Genomic DNA, 18,046 nt, shown 5'->3' with positions numbered 1-18,046 from the left:
TCCCTACTTCGGCGGCATGCGCAGCGCGCCGTCGATGCGGACGACCTCGCCGTTGACGTAGCTGATCTCCAGCAGGGCCCGGGCGAGCCGGCCGAACTCCTCGGCGGTGCCCAGGCGCTTGGGGAAGGGCACCGGCGCGGCCAGGCGCTGCTTGAACTCCTCGGCGGCCTCGCCCTCGCCGTAGATGGGCGTCTCCAGGATTCCGGGGGCGATGGTGTTGACCGTGATGCCGACGGCCGCGAGGTCGCGGGCGGCCGGGAGGGTCATGCCGATGACGCCGCCCTTGGAGGAGGAGTAGGCGATCTGGCCGATCTGGCCCTCGATGCCCGCGAGGGAGGCGGTGTTGACGATGGAGCCGCGCTCGCCGTCCCCGTTGACCGGCTCGGTTCTGGCGATCTCGGCCGCGGACAGGCGCAGCACGTTGAAGGTGCCGATGAGGTTGACCTGGATGACCTTCTGGTAGCTGTCCAGGTCGTGGGGGTTGCCGCTGCGGTCCACGGTGCGGGTGGCCCAGCCGATGCCCGCGCAGGACACGGCCGCCCGGAAGGGTTTGCCGGTGTCGACGGCGGCCTGGACCGCGGCCTTGACCTGGTCCTCCCGGGAGACGTCGGTGCGCACGAAGACACCGCCGATCTCCTTGGCGACCGCCTCCCCGCGCTCGGCGTTGAGGTCGGCGACGACGACGGTCGCGCCCGCGGAGGCGAGCTCCCTGGCGGTGGCCTCGCCCAGGCCACTCGCGCCGCCCGAGACGAGGGCGGAGATTGCGTTGAGATCCATGGCGGCACTCTACAGAGGATGCGACCTCCGCACTAGAACCAGGTTCGGTTAATTGCGGGTAGCCCCTCCGAACAGGACTTTCGTCCGAGAACCGGGGTTCTTCGCGGAACCCCCGCACACCGTCGTCACGGAGCGCTACCGTCCTGTCATGGCGATGACGACCGCATTAGCATGGGCTCAGGAATCGACCCGGGAGGTTTCGATGACCGCTGAGCCGCTCCCCGACTGGTTCATGCCCCCGCCCGGCGGCTGGACCGCCGACGACATGGACGACCTTCCCCCGGGAGTGCCCCGGATGGAACTCATCGACGGAGCGCTCATCGTGTTCTCCCCCCAGATCCGCTTTCATTCACGGGTCAAGCGACGTCTGTCCACCGTGCTGGAGGACGTGCTGCCCCCGGAGCTCGCCGTGGACGAGGAGATGACGATCAAGCTGGGTAAGCGCCAGCGCCCGGAACCCGACATCCTCGTCTACCGCGACACCGATGACCCAGAGGTAGGGGACATCCGGAGCTACTACACCCCGGACGAAGTCCTGCTCGCGGTCGAGATCGTGTCCGAGGAGTCCCAGGACCGTGACCGCTCCACCAAACCCCTCAAGTACGCGCAGGCGGGCATCCCCCACTTCTGGCGGATCGAGCGGGAGGACGGCGGCCCGGCCGTCTACGTCTACGAGTTGGACGGCACGAAGGAACCCCGCTACATCCCTGTCACCGTCGCTCGGGAACGCCTCAAGCTGGACCTGCCGTTCCCGATCGACATCGACGTGAGGGCGCTGTCCCGCTAGGTCCCGCGCAACGCGGCGCGCGGCACCCTCCGGCCGCGCGCCGCCGCCCCGACGGGACCGGTCAGCCCTGACTCCTGCCGAAACGCCCCAGGCGGCGCTGTCGGCGCCGCTGGTGCCACCGGGGCAGCGCCTCCCGGGCCAGGTCCGCGGCGCCGATGAGGCCCGCCTCGTTGCCCAGCTCGGCCGCCGCCACCCGGGCCTCCGGACGGTAACCGCGCCCGGTGAGGTTGCGCCCGAACGCCTCCCTCGCGGGCTCCAGCAGCAGCTCCCCCGCCTCGGACACGCCGCCGCCCACGATGAACAGCTCCGGGTCGAACGCCGCGGCCAGGTTGGCCAGGCCCGAGCCCAGCCACTGCCCGGCCTCGCGCATCAGCTCCACGCACGCGCGGTCGCCCTTGCGCGCCAGCTCGCTGACCAGCGGCCCGGTGATCTGGGCGGCGTCGCCCCCCACCGCCTGGTGCAGGGCCTCCGCCACCGGCGACTGCGAGGCCACCAGCTCCCGCGCCTCCCGCGTCAGCGCGTTGCCGCTCGCGTACTGCTCCCAGCAGCCCCGGTTCCCGCACTCGCAGCGGTGGCCGCCCGGCACCACCGTCATGTGCCCGAACTCCCCGGCCAGTCCGTACCGGCCCCTGTGCAGACTCCCGTCGAGCACGACCGCACCGCCGATGCCCGTACCCAGGTTCACCACCACGACGTTGTCCACGCCCCGGCCCGCCCCGGCGCGCACCTCGGCCCAGGCGGAGGCGTTCGCGTCGTTCTCCACCACCACGGGCAGCCCCAGCCGCAGGGCCAGGGCGTCGCGCAGCGGCTCCCGGCGCCAGGACAGGTGCGGGGCGAACAGCACGTTGGCCCGCCGCTCGTCGACGAAACCGGCGGCGCCCACGCCCACGGCGCGCACCCGGAACTCCCGGCGCAGCTCCCGCACCACCGAGACGATCGTGTCCTCCACGACCGCGGGGCTCTTGCTGCGCTTGGGGGTCTCCGTGCGCAGCCGGGCCAGGATGCGCCCGCCGGGCGTCACCACACCGGCGGCCACCTTCGTCCCTCCGATGTCCACCCCGATCGTCAGGGCGTGCCCGTACCGCGTGTCCGCCACCGTGACCAACTCCACCGCCTCGGACCCGCGCTCCGCGGGTCAGCCACACATGAGAACGCGCACCCGGCCGTCCGCGTGCCCGGGTGCGCGTGGAAGAAGTCCTGCCCTCAGCCGAGCGCGGAGCGCACCACGGCGGCCAGCCGTTCGGCCACCGCGGTGGCCTGCTCCTGCTCCGGCGCCTCGACCATGACCCTGACCTTGGGCTCGGTCCCGCTGGGCCGGATCAGCACCCGGCCGGTCTCGCCCAGCTCCTCCTCGGCCTCGCGCACGGCCGCCGCGAGCTCCGCGGAGTCCTTGGCGCGGGCCTTGTCCACGTCGGGCACGTTGACGAGCACCTGCGGCAGGCGGGTCATCACCTTGGCCAGTTCCGCCAGGCCCTGCTCGCGGTGGGCCATCGCGGCCAGCAGGTGCAGGCCGGTCAGGACGCCGTCGCCGGTGGTGGCGTGCTCCAGCAGGATCACGTGGCCGGACTGCTCGCCGCCCAGGCCGAACCCGCCGCGCTTCATCTCCTCCAGCACGTAGCGGTCGCCCACCGCGGTCTCCACCACGGTGATGCCCTCGCGCTCCATCGCCAGCTTCAGGCCCAGGTTGGACATGACCGTGACCACGAGCGTGTCCTGGGCGAGCCTGCCCTCCTCCTTGGCCTCGGCGGCCAGGATCGCCAGGATCTGGTCGCCGTCCACCACGCGGCCCTCAGCGTCCACGGCCAGGCAGCGGTCGGCGTCGCCGTCGTTGGCGATACCGGCGTCCGCGCCGTGCAGGCGGACCGCCTCCTGGAGCACCTCCAGGTGGGTGGAGCCGCACCCGTCGTTGATGTTGTGGCCGTCCGGCTGGTCGCCGATCGCCACGACCTCCGCGCCCGCGCGGCGCAGGGCCTCGGGCGCGACCAAGGCGGAGGCGCCGTTGGCGCAGTCCACCACGACCTTGAGGCCCTTGAGGCTGTGGGGCACCGAGGCCAGCACGTGCTCGACGTAGCGCTCGGCGCCGTCGTCGGCGTCTGTGACCCGGCCGACGAGGTCGCCCACGGCGGGGGTGGAGGGCACGCCGAGCATGCCCTCGATCTCCTCCTCCAGGGCGTCCTCCAGCTTCTGGCCGCCCCGCGCGAAGAACTTGATGCCGTTGTCGGGGGCCGGGTTGTGGCTGGCGGAGAGCATCACGCCGAAGTCGGCGCCGAGCGCGCCGGTCAGGTAGGCCACGGCAGGGGTGGGCAGCACGCCCACGCGCACCACGTCCACGCCGGTGCTGGCCAGGCCCGCGACGACGGCGGCCTCGAGGAACTCGCCGGAGGCGCGCGGGTCGCGACCGACCACGGCCTTGGGCCGCGCCCCGTCGCCGCCGCGGGTCAGCACCCGCGCCGCCGCGACGGACAGCTCCAGCGCGAGGGCGGCGGTCAGGTCCCGACCGGCGACACCGCGTACACCATCTGTTCCGAACAGCCGAGCCACAGGCGGACAGCCCCTTTCGAAGACGGCGCCGGGTCGTGGCGCCGGTGGAGTAGCGAGGGTGGCCCAGACAAGCCACCGGGAAAACCGAAGGCCCGTACGCCGTCCCGGTGGTGGGAACGGCGTACGGGCCGAAGCTCAGCCGAGCGGGTGCCGGCGCATGAGCACTAGCGCTTGGAGAACTGGGGAGCCTTGCGCGCCTTCTTGAGACCGGCCTTCTTGCGCTCCACCTCACGGGCGTCGCGGGTCAGGAAACCGGCCTTCTTGAGGGTCGGGCGGTTGTTCTCCGGGTCCAGGGACGCCAGCGCACGGGCGATGCCGTGGCGCAGGGCGCCGGCCTGGCCGCTGGTGCCGCCGCCGTCGAGACGGGCGAAGACGTCGTAGGCGCCGTCGAACCCGAGGGAGACGAACGGCTCCTTGATGGTCTGCTGGTGGACCTTGTCCGGGAAGTACGCCTCAAGCGACTTGCCGTTGACCTTCCACTCGCCCGCGCCGGGGGCGATGCGGACACGGGCGACGGCCTGCTTGCGTCGACCGGTGCCGGCGCTGGGGCCGGACGCGGTGGGGACGTAGGCGGCGGCGTTCTCGTCGGACTCGCTGGTGTACTCGGAGGGGAACTCCTCCGGGTTCTCCACGTACTCCTGCTCGACGTCTTCGATGCCGGTGGGCTCGACCACGGTTCTCCTCGTGCTCTCTGTAAAAGTCTGCGAACGCCTAGGCGGGCTGCTCGATCTTGGTGATTTCGAACGCAACCGGCTGCTGGGCCTGGTGCGGGTGCTCCGGACCGGCGTACACCTTGAGCTTCTTGGCCATCTGGCGGCCCAGGGAGCCCTTGGGGAGCATGCCCTTGACGGCCTTCTCGATGGCCCGCTCGGGGTTCTTCTCCAGCAGGTCGGCGTAGGAGACGGAGCGCAGGCCGCCCGGGTAGCCGGAGTGGCGGTAGGCGCGCTTCTGCTCCAGCTTCTTGCCGGTCAGGGCGACCTTGTCGGCGTTCACGACGATCACGAAGTCGCCGGTGTCGATGTGGGGCGCGTAGTACGGCTTGTGCTTGCCCCGAAGCAGCGTGGCAACCTGGCTCGCCATACGCCCGAGCACGAGATCGGTAGCGTCGACAACGTGCCACTGACGCTGGACATCGTTTGGTTTGGGGCTGTATGTGCGCACGATCGTTTGCCTTCGCTCTTCAGTCGGCTGCCCCATCCCGTGCGGGGATGGGGGACTCGTATACACACCCGCGGTTGCGGGGGCGTCTGGCCGGATATCCCGTGCCATGTCACAGGACTCTCCGAATGGTGAGTGCGCAGACGATGGTGCGTGGATCGGCGCCCGGCGATCGGGGCCCACGGCAACTCAACGCACAACGACGGAATATCCTACCTGGCCACCGCCGCGCAGGTCAAAGCCAGCGGCGGGGCGGACCGGCCGGACCGCGCTCGGCGGGGAAAACACCGGCACGGGGTCACATCCGTGACCTCTCCGTCTTTTATTATGCCCGTTGCCGGGAGTGCTTCGTCCTGTTCCCGCCCCTGCGTTGGCTACGCTTGCACCGAAAGGCCGGTCTGCTCCCGTTATGACGGGCACCGACACGGCCTTGGAGACGCCCGTCACGGTCGCCGAAACCACGGGAACCCGGAACGGACGGCACCGCGCGGCCCAGGCCACGTGCCGGTGGACCGCGGCCCAGTCCCACCCCCAGAGCCCTCGGAGACTCCCATCAGTACCCATCCGAACCAGCCACAGTACGGTCCCGACGGCAGACCCGTCGGGCCGGAGGCCGGTGACGGCCAGGACCTGCTCGGGTCAGCGCCCTCCCATGCCGAGGGCCAGCATCCCACATCGGGGCCACAGCAGACACATGGCGCGCCCCCGCCCGACCAGCATCCCCCGTACCAGCAGCACCACTCCCCCACGCAGCCGAGCGGCCCCCAGATACCGCCGTACGGCCAGGGCGGGCAGCAGCACGGCTACCCCGGCGGCGTCCGTCAGGACCTCCACGGCGGACCGAGCGGCCCGCAGGCCCCGCCCCAGCCCCCGAGCGGCCCGCAGAGTCCCCAGAACCCGCAGTACGGCCAGGGCGGGCTGCCCCAGGGCGTGCCCGGCTACCCCGGCGGCCAGGCGGGCGCGCCCACAGGCGGCCAGGCCCCTCATCGTCCGGGGCAGCCCCAGCAGGGCACCGGCGGCCAGCAGGCGCCCGTGCACCCCGGACAGCCTCCTCAGGGCACCGGCGGCCAGTTCCCGCCGCACGGGGCCCCAACCGGCGGCCAGGCGCCGATGCAGGCGCCCACCGGCGGATACCCCTCGCACCAGGCCCCTACCGGCGGCCACCAGTCGCACCAGGCTCCCACCGGCGGCCACCCGGGCATGGGCCAGCAGCCGGGCCCGCACGCGCCCCCCGGACAGAACGCCGCCCCGGGCCGCCCCGGGCAGCCCCTTCCGCCCGGAGCGCTCCCTCCCGGCGCCCCCGTGCCGCCGCACGCCCCCGGCCAGCACCCCGGACCCCAGGGCCCCGTCCCCGGGTTCCCCCCCGGCGCGCAGGGCGTGCCACAGGGCCGTCCCGGCGCTCCCGGCCACCCCGGAGCGCCCGTCGGCCCTCCCCCCAGCATGCCCCCCGGTTCGGCGCCCCCGACCGCCCAGCAGGCCTTCCAGGGCCCGCCGCAGCCCCCCGCCGCGCTCCCGGCGCCCGGCCGGGAGGAGCCCGTGTTCCCCCCGGACGCGATGGGCGCCACGCAGCACATCAGCCCCGTCCCCGGCTCCGTCCCCGCCTCGCCCGGCGGCCGTCCCCTGTTCCGGGACGAGGTCCCCGACGACGCCGGTGTGGACACCGCGCAGTTCGACGCCCAGGGGATCAACGACTACGACGACTACGACGGCTACGACGACGACCGGTACGGTGACGGCGGCGCGGACGCGCGCGCCCGCAAGCGCCGGATCATGATGATCGCCGGTTTCGCCGCGCTGCTCGTCCTCGCGGGCGGCGGGACGTTCTTCCTCGCCACCAGCATGGGCTCGGGGGGCGCGAACGCCGCGACCGTCGCCGACGAGGCCGACGACCCGGGCGCGCTCGACGCGGAGGCCCTCTTCCCCGAGAGCATGGAGGTCGAGGGCCAGGGCACGTTCACCCGCGTGGCCGTCGAGGACACCGAGGACTGCGCCGCCGGGGCCCACGGCGACTACGGCCAGGTGCTCGCCGACAACGAGTGCCGCCAGATGGTGCGCGCCTCCTACCTCAGCGAGGACGAGGGCCACGCGGTGACCGTGGGCGTGGCCGCCATGCCCACCGGCGAGGAGGCGACCACCGCGATGGAGGCCCAGGACCTGGTGGCCGCGCAGTGGTTCGCCGGTCTGCCCGGCGAGGAGGGCAGCCCCGCCGAGCGCCTGGGCCACTCCGGCGGCCACGGCAGCAGCGGCCAGTGGGGCCGTTACCTGCTCTTCTCCCTGGCGGCCAACAGCGACGGCACCGAAGAGGGCGGCGAGAGCGAGTCCGCCACCGAGCTGCGCGCCATCAGCGAGGGCTTCCTGCAGGAGGCCCACACCGGCCTCAGTGAGAACCGCGGCTGAGCGGTCGTCAGCACCAGTGGGGGGCACCCGGCGACCGGGTGCCCCCTCTTCGTGTCCGCGGGCGGGTTCCGTCGGCGCCCGCGGCGGGCAGGAGTCCCTGCGGGCCGGTCCGCGAGCCCCGGAGGAGGGCGTGACGATGACGGAACCCGCCGAACGGATCCGGCGCATCGCGATGGAGCTGACGGCGCAGTCGGAGTCGGGGCTGGCGTACAGCACCAACGAGTTCGACATCGGGCGGTTCCACCGCGTCGGCGCCCTGGCCCGCGACCTGATGCAGATGGTGGCCGCCGGGGAGCTCCCCGGGTACGAGCCCGAAGTGGCCTCGGCCGCCGGTTACACCACTCCCAAGCTCGACGTACGCGGCGGCGTCTTCGACCCCTCCGGCCGGGTCCTGCTCGTCCGCGAGATCTCCGACGGCCACCGCTGGACCCTGCCCGGCGGGTGGTGCGACGTCCTGGAGAGCCCCAGGGAGGCGATCGAACGCGAGGTCCGCGATGAGGCGGGGCTGGCCGTGCGGGCGATCCACCTGGCCGGGGCCCTCGACCGGCACCTGTGGCCCCACGTGCCGGTCTACGACCGCCACATCTACAAGCTCCTGTTCGTGTGCGCGCCGCTGGCCGACCACGCCCCCGCCTCCGGCGGCACCGGGACCGGCGGTCCCGCCTTCGGCAGCGACGGGACGGGCGACCGCGCCTTCAGCAGCGCCGAGACCAGTGCCAGAGCATGGTTCGACGTGGACGACCTGCCAGAGCTGTCGGTGTCGCGGGTGCTGCCCGAGCAGATCGCACTGCTGCACCGGCACTGGGCCGACCCGGGACCGGCACACGTCGACTGAAGGGCGCGATGGGTGTCGGACGCCCCTCCCCCGTCCACAGGCCGGATTCCGCGCTCCCGCGGGGCCCGGAGCGGCTCTAGCCTGGTAAAAGGGGGGGTCCCACCCCCGGCGCCTCGTGCTGCCCGCACCCTCGAAACTCCCGCGGCCCCGGGGCCGCGGCCTCCTCAGGCCGAGTGGCCCCGGCACGGCAGCTCCCGCACGCGGCGGGTCGCCGAGGCGCGCACGGCCAGCTCCTCGTCGGCCGGGTAGCGCACCTCCTCCAGGCTGAGTCCCTGCGGCCCCACCACGTGCACCGACGAGTCCCGCGTACCGGCGCCGAGCACCTTCCCCGGCCAGTCCACGTCCCTGCGCCCGTCGCCCACCGCCAGGAGCGCGCCCACGAGCGCGCGCACCATGTTGTGGCAGAACGCGTCCGCCTGGATCGTCCCGTGCAGCAGGTGCTCGTCCACCCGGGCCCACTCCAGGCGCAGCAGCTCCCGGATGGTCGTCGCGCCCTCGCGCTTCTTGCAGAACGCCGCGAAGTCGTGCTCGCCCACCAGGCGCTCCGCCGCCGCGTTCATCCGGTCCACGTCCAGCGGGCCGCGGTGCCACAGCACGTCCCGCCGCAGCAGCGGGTCCACCCCGTAGGGCGCGTCGCTCACCCGGTACAGGTACCGCCGGAACAGCGGCGAGAACCGGGCGTCGAACCCGGGCGGCGCCAGCCGCGCCGCGCGCACCCGCACGTCCTTGGGCAGCACCCCGGCCAGGCGCCGGAGCACGCGCTCACCCTCGCTCTCCCACGTGCGCGCTGGGATGTCGGCCTGCGCCACCTGCCCCCGCGCGTGCACACCGGCGTCCGTGCGCCCCGCGCACGTCAGCGACACCTCCGGCAGGCGCAGCACACGCGCCAGCGCCGCCTCCAGCTCGCCCTGCACCGTGCGCCGGCCCGGCTGCGCGGCCCACCCGGAGAAGTCCGTGCCGTCGTAGGCCACGTCCAACCGCACCCGGACCGTCGTCTCGTCCATTACCCGCCACTCCTCCGCGTCCACGAAAAAGACGAGTGCCCGACCCCCGCGGGGATCGGGCACTCGCCGAGCGGTGCGTGCGCGGGACGCGTCGGCGCCCCCGCGCCCCGCACGCTACTTGTCGTCAGCCGGGCCCTCCGCCTGGGCCGTCTCGCCGGCCTTGGCGGTCTGGTCGGAGGTGGTGTCCTCCGCCGGCTGGTCGCCGGCCTCGTCCGCCACGGCGGTCGCGTCGGCCTTGGGCTCCTCGGCCTCGGGCTCCTGCGCGGCGGGCTGGGCGGCCGGGGCCGCGGCCTGGGCGCTCAGGGCCTCGACCAGCTCGATCACGGCCATCGGGGCGTTGTCGCCCTTGCGCGGACCGATCTTGGTGATCCGGGTGTAGCCACCGGGACGGTTCTCGTAGCGCGGGCCGATCTCGGTGAAGAGCTCGTGCACGACGGCCTTGTCCGTGATCTTGGTCAGGACCTGGCGGCGGGCGTGCAGGTCACCGCGCTTGCCGAGGGTGATCAGCTTCTCCGCGTACGGGCGCAGGCGCTTGGCCTTGGCCTCGGTGGTGCGGATGCGGCCGTGCTGGAACAGCGAGGTGGCGAGGTTCGCCAGGATGTGCCGCTCGTGAGCGGGCCCGGAACCCAGACGGGCGCCCTTGGTAGGCGTGGGCATGGTGTCGTTCTCCTAGTGATGCGGTCCGCGGCCGCACTCGGCCGGGGACCATGTGGGCGACGAAGGTCGGTTAGTACTGCTCCGTCTCGACGAAGGACTCGCCCTCGTCGTCCTCGGAGCTGTAGGAGTCGGCCGCCGAGCTGGGGTCGAATCCGGGCGGGGAGTCCTTCAGCGACAGGCCCATGTCGACGAGCTTCTGCTTGACCTCGTCGATGGACTTGGCACCGAAGTTGCGGATGTCCAACAGGTCCTGCTCGGAGCGGGCAACCAGCTCACCGACGCTGTGGATGCCCTCACGCTTGAGGCAGTTGTAGGACCGGACCGTGAGGTTGAGGTCCTCGATCGGCAGCGCCAGGTCCGCCGCCAGGGCGGCGTCCGTGGGCGACGGGCCCATGTCGATGCCCTCGGCGTCGACGTTGAGCTCACGCGCCAGACCGAACAGCTCGACCAGGGTCTTGCCCGCGCTGGCGACCGCGTCCCGGGGACGGATGGCCGGCTTGGTCTCGATGTCGACGATCAGGCGGTCGAAGTCGGTGCGCTGCTCGACACGGGTGGCCTCGACCTTGTAGGTCACACGCAGGACCGGGGAGTAGATGGAGTCGATCGGGATGCGGCCGATCTCCTGTCCCGCCTGCTTGTTCTGCGTCGCCGAGACGTAACCGCGGCCGCGCTCGACCGTCAGCTCCATCTCCAGCTTGCCCTTGCCGTTGAGCGTGGCGATGTGCAGGTCGGGGTTGTGCACCTCGACACCGGCCGGCGGAGCGATGTCCGCGGCGGTCACCACACCGGGGCCCTGCTTGCGCAGGTACATCAGCACCGGCTCGTCGTGCTCGGAGCTGACGACCAGGCCCTTGAGGTTGAGGATCATCTCGGTGACGTCCTCCTTGACACCGGGCACGGTGGTGAACTCGTGCTCGACGCCCTCGATGCGGATGCTCGTGACAGCCGCGCCGGGGATGGAGGACAGCAGGGTGCGCCGAAGCGAGTTGCCGATGGTGTAGCCGAAGCCCGGCTCCAGCGGCTCGATGACGAACTTCGAGCGCAGGTCCGAGGAGGCTTCCTCGGTGAGCGTGGGACGCTGTGCGATCAACATGGTCCGTGTCTTCCCTTCCACATGGCCGCCCGCTATTTGACGGCCACCCGGCGGACACCACATCGGTGTCCGCTACTCGGATTCCTACCCCGTCCGCGCGGGCCCCTCTCAGGGGAGCGCGCGGAACCAGGCGCGGCGCCCGCGCGGGTAGGTGCGCGGGCGCCGGTGCGGGATCAGACCCGGCGGCGCTTGGGCGGACGGCAGCCGTTGTGCGGAACCGGCGTCACGTCCTGGATGGAGCCGACCTCCAGCCCGGTCGCCTGGAGCGAGCGGATGGCGGTCTCCCGGCCCGAGCCCGGGCCCTTCACGAAGACGTCCACCTTGCGGACGCCGTGCTCCTGGGCGCGGCGGGCAGCGGCCTCGGCGGCCATCTGCGCGGCGTAGGGGGTCGACTTGCGCGAACCCTTGAAGCCCACCTGGCCGGAGCTGGCCCACGAGATCACGGCACCGGTCGGGTCGGTGATGCTCACGATCGTGTTGTTGAACGTGCTCTTGATGTGAGCGTGCCCGTGGACAATGTTCTTCTTTTCCTTGCGGCGCACCTTGCGCGCGGCACCCTGACGGCCCTTAGGCGGCATGAGCGAAACTCCCAGAGATCATCGGTCCGTTGTCGTTCCCGGACGCGTGTTTACAGTCCAGTCCGAGCGGACTACTTCTTACCGGCCTTCTTCTTACCGGCCACGGTCTTCTTCTTGCCCTTGCGGGTGCGCGCGTTGGTCTGCGTGCGCTGACCGCGGACCGGGAGCCCACGGCGGTGGCGGATGCCCTGGTAGCTACCGATCTCCATCTTGCGGCGGATGTCGCCCTGCACCTCACGGCGCAGGTCACCCTCGACCTGGTAGTTGGAGCCGATCCACTCGCGCAGCTTGACGAGGTCTTCCTCGGTCAGCTCGTAGACGCGCGTGTTGCCGTCGACGCCGGTGCTCTTCAGGGTCTCCAGGGCGCGGGTGCGCCCGATCCCGAAGATGTACGTGAGAGCGATCTCCACCCGCTTGTCGCGGGGAAGGTCAACGCCTTCGATACGTGCCATGTGGGCGAGACTCCTAATGCCCTATGCGGAGGTCTGGCCCGTTCCACCCTCTCGTCGCCCAATCGACGAGGCCCCGGCCTCCGACCGGGGGTGGCTCCCGCGCCGCACTGGCGGCGGGAGTCGGAACAGGTTTTCGTTGTGTCGTGCGCCCGGTGCGGTGCTGGCGCACCGGCCGGGCCGATCGCGGTGTGTGAAGCCGCGGCGAGCGGAGCGGGGGTGACTAACCCTGGCGCTGCTTGTGCCGCGGGTCCGAGCAAATGACCATGATCCGGCCGTTACGGCGGATCACGCGGCACTTCGCGCAGATCTTCTTCACGCTCGGCTTGACCTTCATGGTGACTCCGAACTCATACTCTCCCGGGCCGCGAGGCCCGTGAGGGGCTACTTGTAGCGGTAAACGATGCGCCCGCGCGTGAGGTCGTACGGGCTCAGCTCCACGACGACGCGGTCGTCGGGGAGAATACGGATGTAGTTCATCCGCATCTTGCCGCTGATGTGGGCAAGGACCTGGTGCCCGTTGTCGAGCTCTACCTTGAACATAGCGTTGGGTAGGGACTCGACAACGGAACCCTCGATCTCGATGGCGCCGTCTTTCTTGGCCATGTCCTTCCACGCCTCGCTCATCGTTTGGTTGATCAGGACAACCCGACGCGACCCCAGTGGCCCCGCATGACGCTACGGCCCCGGCAACGGCGGATGGCCGTCACCGACGCCGAGGGACACTGGAAGTTCAGGCCAACTGCAAAAGGCGAACGTCGGTTGGAGGACGTGGCGCGAAGAAGGCAGACTGACCCAACAGCCCGCGTATGGGCATGGACAGTCTATCCCCTTCCGGCAAGTGCTCCTGACCGCCGAACGGAGCACCCTACCGCACCGGAACGAGGGCGGGCACGGACCCCGGACCTAGGGCGTCCCGTCGCCGTCGGAGTGGTGCTTCTGCCCGGCCAGGACCCCCACGGTCACCATGCCCATCACGATGCCCCACGGCCCCATGACCCACAGGAACCACGGGTAGTCGTAGTCGGTGGTGAGGAACAGGATCAGCCAGATGACGAAGCACAGGATGTTGACCCCCGCGTAGAGGGCCCACGGCACCATCAGAACCGGGTCGCGCATGCTGATCGCAGGGGTCACCGCGAAATCCTCGTCCCGGGAGGCGGCACCGCGGATGTCGGCGAGGTCGCGCTCGGGGAGGTCGTTGGTGACCGTGGCCAGCTCACCCGTGGTCCTGGCCTTGTAGACGCGGCCGAGGCGGTCGGTGAACTCCTCGTGGTCCAGCCGCCCCTGGGCGAAGTGCTCCTGGAGGAGCTGGGCCACGCGGTCGCGTTCCGCGTCGGACGTTCGTATCGACGGCACCGGGTCGGACACTGCGCGCACCTCGCATCTTCACCCGGAAGCGGCCCCCGCGCTCCGCACGGGAGGAGACCCCTACCAGGTCGGCTGGACGAACCCCATGTCGGCGATTTTATCCCGATCGGACTCGCGCGCGGTCAGCACCACGGGCCCGTCCGCGGTCACCGCGACCGTGTGCTCGAAGTGCGCGGCGCGCCCGCCGTCGCGGGTCACCACGGTCCAGCCGTCGTCGAGCTGCACCACGTCGTGGCGGCCCAGGGTGGTCATCGGCTCGATCGCCAGGCACATGCCCTCGACCAGCCTCATGCCCTTGCCGCGCTTGCCGTAGTTGAGCACGTGCGGGTCCATGTGCATCTCGGTGCCGATGCCGTGGCCGCCGTACTCGCGGACGTTGCCGTAGCCGCCGTTGCGGGAGATGTGGCCGCCGATCGCGTAACCGATGTCACCCAGGCGCCTGCCCGGACGCAGTTCGGCGATCCCCTGCCACATGGACTCCTCGCAGACCTCCATCATGCGCAGGTCCTCGGGGCGGCCCTCGCCGACCGCGACGGTGATCGCCGAGTCGCCGTGCCAGCCCTCCAGGACGGCCCCGCAGTCGATGGAGATGATGTCGCCCTCGGCCAGCACCCGCTGCGCGCTGGGGATGCCGTGGACGACCTCCTCGTTCACCGAGGCGCAGATGGAGCCCGTGAAGCCGTGGTAGCCCTTGAAGGAGGGGACGGCGCCCGCGTCGCGGATGACCTTCTCCGCGAGGGAGTCCAGCTCCAGGGTCGACGCTCCGGGCCGCACCGCGGCCCGGAGCGTGTCCAGGGCGCGGGCCACGACCTGGCCCGCCGCCCTCATCATGGCGATCTGCTCCGGAGTCTTGATCTGCACGTCCGGATCGGCCTTGCGGAACATCAGGAGCCGGCCCCGACCTTGTCGATGGCGGCCTTGGCACGGGCCGTCACCTCGTCCACGGTCCCCGTGGCCGCGATGGTGGCCAGCAGGCCCTCCGCCTCGTAGAACTGCACCAGCGGAGCGGTCTGCTCGCGGTAGACCTCCAGGCGGTGCCGGATGGTCTCCTCGCGGTCGTCGTCGCGCTGGTACAGCTCGGCGCCCTCGTTGTCACACCTGCCCGCGATCTTCGGGGCGTCGTACTCCACGTGGTACACCTGGCCGCACTCGGGGCACGAGCGGCGGCCCGAGAGGCGTTTGACGACCTCCTCCTCGTCGACCCTCAGCTCCAGGACGACGTCCAGGGTGGTGTCGAGGTCGGCGAGGATGCCCTTGAGCGTCTCGGCCTGCGGGACGTTGCGCGGGAAGCCGTCGAGCAGGAACCCCTCGGCGGCGTCCTCCTTCGCCAGTCGGTCCTTGACCATGGCGTTCGTGACCTCGTCGGGGACGAGGTCACCGCGGTCCATGTACTCCTTGGCCTTCTTGCCGAGGTCCGTCTTGCCGCTGACGTTGGCCCGGAAGATGTCACCCGTGGACACCTTGGGGATCGACAGCTCGGACGCGAGGATCTGGGCCTGGGTGCCCTTGCCGGCCCCAGGCGGCCCCACCAATACTGCTCGCATTTATCGCAGAAAACCTTCGTAGTTCCTCTGCTGGAGGTGACTCTCGATCTGCTTCACCGTGTCCAGCCCGACGCCGACCATGATCAGGATGCTCGTCCCTCCGAAGGGGAAGTTCGCGCTGGCGCCGGTGGCGCCGAGGGCGACCATCGGCAGGAGAGCGATCACACCCAGGTACAGGGATCCGGGGGTCGTCAGCCTCGTCAGCACGTAGTCGAGGTACTCGGCGGTCGGACGCCCTGGTCGGATACCCGGGATGAACCCACCGTACTTCTTCATGTTGTCGGCGACCTCAGCGGGGTTGAAGGTAATCGCCACGTAGAAGAACGCGAAGCCGATGATCATGACGAAGAACGTCGCCATGTACACGGGGTGGGTGCCGGTGAGGAAGTAGTCCTGCACGAAGGTCACCACGGGGTGCGTGGAGTCCTGTCCCATGAGGCCCACGAGCAGCTGCGGCAGGTACAGCAGCGAGGAGGCGAAGATCACGGGGATGATGCCCGCCTGGTTCACCTTCAGCGGGATGTAGGTCGAGCTGCCGCCGTACATGCGGCGGCCGACCATGCGCTTGGCGTACTGCACCGGGATGCGGCGCTGGGCCTGCTCCATGAAGACCACCGCGGTGATGAGCACCAGGCCGGCGATGCAGATGAGGGAGAAGACCCAGATCGAGCGCTCCTGGAACAGCGCGACCATGGAGGAGGGGAACATCGCGATGACCTGGGTGAAGATCAGCAGCGACATGCCGTTGCCCACGCCGCGCTCGGTGATGAGCTCGCCGAACCACATGATGATGGCGGTACCGGCGGTCATCGTGAACACGATGGTCACCAGGGTCAGGATGTCCTGGTTGGGCATGTAGGAGCTGACCGGGATGGCCCCCTGGAACAGGGCGCCCGTCCGGGCCATGGCGACGATGCTGGTGGCCTGGAGGACACCGAGCATGAGCGTCAGGTAGCGGGTGTACTGGGTGATCTTGCTCTGCCCGGACTGGCCCTCCTTCTTGAGGGCCTCCAGACGGGGGATCACCACCGTGAGCAGGTTGATGATGATGCTCGCGGTGATGTACGGCATGACCCCGAGCGCGAACACCGCCAGTTGCAGCAGGGCACCGCCGCTGAACAGGTTGACGAGCGCGTACACACCGGACTGGTCCGAGGAGGTGATCGCCTCCATCTGGTCCCTGATCGCCGCGGAGTTGATACCCGGCGCCGGGATCACCGAGCCCAGACGGAAGATCGTCAGGATGAACAGTGTGAACAGCAGCTTGTTGCGCAGGTCGGGCGTGCGGAATGCACGAACGAACGCACCTAGCACGTCTCCTCCTGCGCAGCTTCGGCGGCGGAACGGGTTCCAGACATCGCGGCCGATCCTGAATCGTCGTAGAACGTCAGCTCCGGGCGGTCGCCCGTTGCTCGGAAGTATTCACAGTACGTCAAGCGGTGAACTCAAACAGATGGCACTGTAACAGTGATCACTCCGCAGTTGAGTTCGTGAGTCATAACGATCACCGCTCACAACACGCGGGGGCGTCCGCCAGCCGGTCCTAGACCTGCCGGGCGGACGCCCCCAGTCGCTTCATCGCGGGGAAGACCCCTACACCTCGGTGGTGGAGCCACCGGCGGCGGAGATCTTCTCCTTCGCCGAGGAGGAGAACGCGTGCGCGCTCACCTGCACGGCGACGGAGATCTCACCCGTGCCCAGCACCTTGACGGGCTGGTTCTTGCGAACCGCGCCCTTGGCGACCAGGCTCTCGACGGTGACCTCGCCACCCTCGGGGTAGAGCTCGCTCAGCCGGTCCAGGTTGACGACCTGGTAGGTCGTCTTGAACCGGGCGTTGCTGAAGCCCTTGAGCTTGGGCACCCGGCGGATGAGGGGCATCTGCCCGCCCTCGAAGCCGGGGCGGACGGTGTTACGAGCCTTCGTGCCCTTGGTGCCGCGACCGGCGGTCTTGCCCTTGGACGCCTCGCCGCGACCCTTGCGGATCTTGGCCTTGTTGGAGCCCGGGGCGGGACGCAGGTGGTGCAGCTTGAGCAGCTCGTCGGGGTTGTAGTCGCTCATTCGGCAACCTCCTCGACAGAGACGAGGTGCGCGACGATCGTGATCTGCCCGCGAACCTCAGGGCGGTCCTCACGGACGGTGGACTTGCCGATCCGGCCCAGACCGAGCGACTGGAGAGCAGCGTGCTGCTTCACCTTGCCGCCGATCTTGGAGCGGGTCTGCGTGATCTTGAGCTTGGCCATGGTCAGGCTCCTGCCTTCGCCTCAGCGCGAGCACGCAGCATGGCAGCCGGGGCGACGTCCTCGATCGGCAGGCCACGGCGGGCGGCGATCTCCTCGGGCTGGTTGATGCCCTTCAGAGCCGCCACGGTGGCGTGCACGATGTTGAGCGGGTTGGACGAGCCGAGCGACTTGCTCAGCACGTCGTGGATGCCGGCGCACTCCAGCACGGCGCGCACGGGACCACCGGCGATGACGCCGGTACCCGGGGCGGCCGGACGGAGCAGGACGACGCCGGCCGCGTCCTCGCCCTGGACCCGGTGCACGATCGTGCCCTGGATGCGGGGGACGCGGAAGAAGTTCTTCTTCGCCTCCTCGACACCCTTGGCGATCGCGGCCGGGACCTCCTTGGCCTTGCCGTAACCGACACCGACCATGCCGTTGCCGTCGCCGACGACGACCAGGGCGGTGAAGGAGAAGCGACGGCCGCCCTTGACGACCTTCGCGACCCTGTTGATGGTCACGACCTTCTCGATGTAGGAGACACCCTTGTCTGCGGCGCCGCCGCGGCGATCGTCACGGCGATCACGCCGCTCGCCACCGGCGCCGCGCCGCGGTGCTGCAGCCATCAGTGGTTCC

At 70.7% G+C, this 18,046-nt stretch carries 23 protein-coding genes; 3 read left to right on the top strand and 20 right to left on the bottom strand.

Features of this window, described 5'->3' with window-relative positions:
- Positions 1-3 precede the first annotated feature (3 nt).
- On the bottom strand, positions 4-777 hold the full coding sequence (locus tag PV789_RS03765) for an SDR family NAD(P)-dependent oxidoreductase (protein ID WP_274976149.1): 774 nt from the start codon (positions 775-777) through the stop codon (positions 4-6).
- Between the two features lie 202 nt (positions 778-979).
- Here PV789_RS03765 and PV789_RS03760 point away from each other — a divergent pair, with 202 nt between their 5' ends.
- Positions 980-1,564: a Uma2 family endonuclease gene (locus PV789_RS03760; RefSeq protein WP_274978036.1), complete on the top strand. Its 585-nt coding sequence runs from the start codon at positions 980-982 to the stop codon at positions 1,562-1,564.
- Positions 1,565-1,625: 61 nt separating this feature from the next.
- On the opposite strand, the gene PV789_RS03755 is transcribed toward PV789_RS03760, so the two are convergent.
- The 5 genes from PV789_RS03755 to PV789_RS03735 form a co-directional block, all read right to left on the bottom strand.
- Positions 1,626-2,660 (bottom strand): ROK family glucokinase, encoded by a 1,035-nt coding sequence (locus PV789_RS03755; protein WP_274976148.1) that lies wholly within the window; start codon positions 2,658-2,660, stop codon positions 1,626-1,628.
- A 107-nt stretch (positions 2,661-2,767) separates the two neighbouring features.
- Complete coding sequence (glmM, locus tag PV789_RS03750; RefSeq protein WP_274976147.1) at positions 2,768-4,105, bottom strand: phosphoglucosamine mutase; 1,338 nt, start codon at positions 4,103-4,105, stop codon at positions 2,768-2,770.
- Between the two features lie 164 nt (positions 4,106-4,269).
- The gene (gene rpsI, locus PV789_RS03745) at positions 4,270-4,779 is read right to left on the bottom strand and encodes a 30S ribosomal protein S9 (RefSeq protein ID WP_017567323.1); all 510 of its coding nucleotides are present in this window, start codon (positions 4,777-4,779) and stop codon (positions 4,270-4,272) included.
- 37 nt (positions 4,780-4,816) lie between these two features.
- A complete protein-coding gene (rplM, locus tag PV789_RS03740) occupies positions 4,817-5,266 on the bottom strand; it encodes a 50S ribosomal protein L13 (RefSeq protein WP_019610106.1) in 450 nt (149 codons plus the stop codon).
- 636 nt (positions 5,267-5,902) lie between these two features.
- Entirely contained in the window at positions 5,903-6,673 is a 771-nt protein-coding gene (locus tag PV789_RS03735) for a hypothetical protein (protein WP_274976146.1), read from the bottom strand.
- Positions 6,674-6,703: 30 nt separating this feature from the next.
- Between PV789_RS03735 and PV789_RS03730 the strand changes: the two genes are divergently transcribed.
- A complete protein-coding gene (locus tag PV789_RS03730; protein ID WP_274976145.1) occupies positions 6,704-7,660 on the top strand; it encodes a flagellar basal body-associated FliL family protein in 957 nt (318 codons plus the stop codon).
- Positions 7,661-7,796: 136 nt separating this feature from the next.
- Positions 7,797-8,495: an NUDIX hydrolase N-terminal domain-containing protein gene (locus PV789_RS03725; RefSeq protein ID WP_274978035.1), complete on the top strand. Its 699-nt coding sequence runs from the start codon at positions 7,797-7,799 to the stop codon at positions 8,493-8,495.
- A gap of 164 nt (positions 8,496-8,659) precedes the next feature.
- Here PV789_RS03725 and truA read toward each other — a convergent pair whose 3' ends face one another.
- The 14 genes from truA to rpsE all read right to left on the bottom strand — a co-directional run bounded on the left by truA (position 8,660) and on the right by rpsE (position 18,036).
- Entirely contained in the window at positions 8,660-9,499 is an 840-nt protein-coding gene (truA, locus tag PV789_RS03720) for a tRNA pseudouridine(38-40) synthase TruA (RefSeq protein WP_274976144.1), read from the bottom strand.
- Between the two features lie 114 nt (positions 9,500-9,613).
- Entirely contained in the window at positions 9,614-10,156 is a 543-nt protein-coding gene (gene rplQ / locus PV789_RS03715) for a 50S ribosomal protein L17 (protein WP_274976143.1), read from the bottom strand.
- 70 nt (positions 10,157-10,226) lie between these two features.
- Positions 10,227-11,249, bottom strand: coding sequence for a DNA-directed RNA polymerase subunit alpha (locus tag PV789_RS03710; protein ID WP_013156139.1), 1,023 nt, complete (start codon positions 11,247-11,249; stop codon positions 10,227-10,229).
- Positions 11,250-11,422: 173 nt separating this feature from the next.
- Positions 11,423-11,827: a 30S ribosomal protein S11 gene (rpsK, locus tag PV789_RS03705; protein WP_013156138.1), complete on the bottom strand. Its 405-nt coding sequence runs from the start codon at positions 11,825-11,827 to the stop codon at positions 11,423-11,425.
- Between the two features lie 71 nt (positions 11,828-11,898).
- On the bottom strand, positions 11,899-12,279 hold the full coding sequence (gene rpsM, locus PV789_RS03700; protein ID WP_013156137.1) for a 30S ribosomal protein S13: 381 nt from the start codon (positions 12,277-12,279) through the stop codon (positions 11,899-11,901).
- 220 nt (positions 12,280-12,499) lie between these two features.
- Positions 12,500-12,613 (bottom strand): 50S ribosomal protein L36, encoded by a 114-nt coding sequence (rpmJ, locus tag PV789_RS03695; protein ID WP_013156136.1) that lies wholly within the window; start codon positions 12,611-12,613, stop codon positions 12,500-12,502.
- Between the two features lie 47 nt (positions 12,614-12,660).
- The gene (infA, locus tag PV789_RS03690; RefSeq protein ID WP_013156135.1) at positions 12,661-12,882 is read right to left on the bottom strand and encodes a translation initiation factor IF-1; all 222 of its coding nucleotides are present in this window, start codon (positions 12,880-12,882) and stop codon (positions 12,661-12,663) included.
- A gap of 300 nt (positions 12,883-13,182) precedes the next feature.
- Positions 13,183-13,647, bottom strand: coding sequence for a DUF1707 domain-containing protein (locus PV789_RS03685; protein ID WP_274976142.1), 465 nt, complete (start codon positions 13,645-13,647; stop codon positions 13,183-13,185).
- 60 nt (positions 13,648-13,707) lie between these two features.
- Positions 13,708-14,532, bottom strand: coding sequence for a type I methionyl aminopeptidase (gene map, locus PV789_RS03680; protein ID WP_274976141.1), 825 nt, complete (start codon positions 14,530-14,532; stop codon positions 13,708-13,710).
- Positions 14,532-15,191, bottom strand: coding sequence for an adenylate kinase (locus tag PV789_RS03675; RefSeq protein WP_274976140.1), 660 nt, complete (start codon positions 15,189-15,191; stop codon positions 14,532-14,534). The genes map and PV789_RS03675 overlap by 1 nt, the downstream gene beginning before the upstream one ends.
- Positions 15,192-16,505 carry a preprotein translocase subunit SecY gene (secY, locus tag PV789_RS03670; protein WP_013156131.1) on the bottom strand — a complete coding sequence of 438 codons (1,314 nt, stop codon included), beginning with the start codon at positions 16,503-16,505 and terminating at the stop codon, positions 15,192-15,194.
- 279 nt (positions 16,506-16,784) lie between these two features.
- Positions 16,785-17,249, bottom strand: coding sequence for a 50S ribosomal protein L15 (gene rplO, locus PV789_RS03665; RefSeq protein WP_274976139.1), 465 nt, complete (start codon positions 17,247-17,249; stop codon positions 16,785-16,787).
- The gene (gene rpmD / locus PV789_RS03660) at positions 17,246-17,431 is read right to left on the bottom strand and encodes a 50S ribosomal protein L30 (protein WP_013156129.1); all 186 of its coding nucleotides are present in this window, start codon (positions 17,429-17,431) and stop codon (positions 17,246-17,248) included. The genes rplO and rpmD overlap by 4 nt, the downstream gene beginning before the upstream one ends.
- Positions 17,432-17,433: 2 nt before the next feature.
- Positions 17,434-18,036 (bottom strand): 30S ribosomal protein S5, encoded by a 603-nt coding sequence (gene rpsE, locus PV789_RS03655; protein WP_013156128.1) that lies wholly within the window; start codon positions 18,034-18,036, stop codon positions 17,434-17,436.
- Positions 18,037-18,046: the final 10 nt, after the last annotated feature.

This window comes from Nocardiopsis camelliae, assembly GCF_028993595.1.
GTDB classification, from domain to species: domain Bacteria; phylum Actinomycetota; class Actinomycetes; order Streptosporangiales; family Streptosporangiaceae; genus Nocardiopsis; species Nocardiopsis dassonvillei.
Note: the sequence above shows the minus strand (reverse complement) of the source record. Positions and strands in the feature narration are given on the sequence as shown.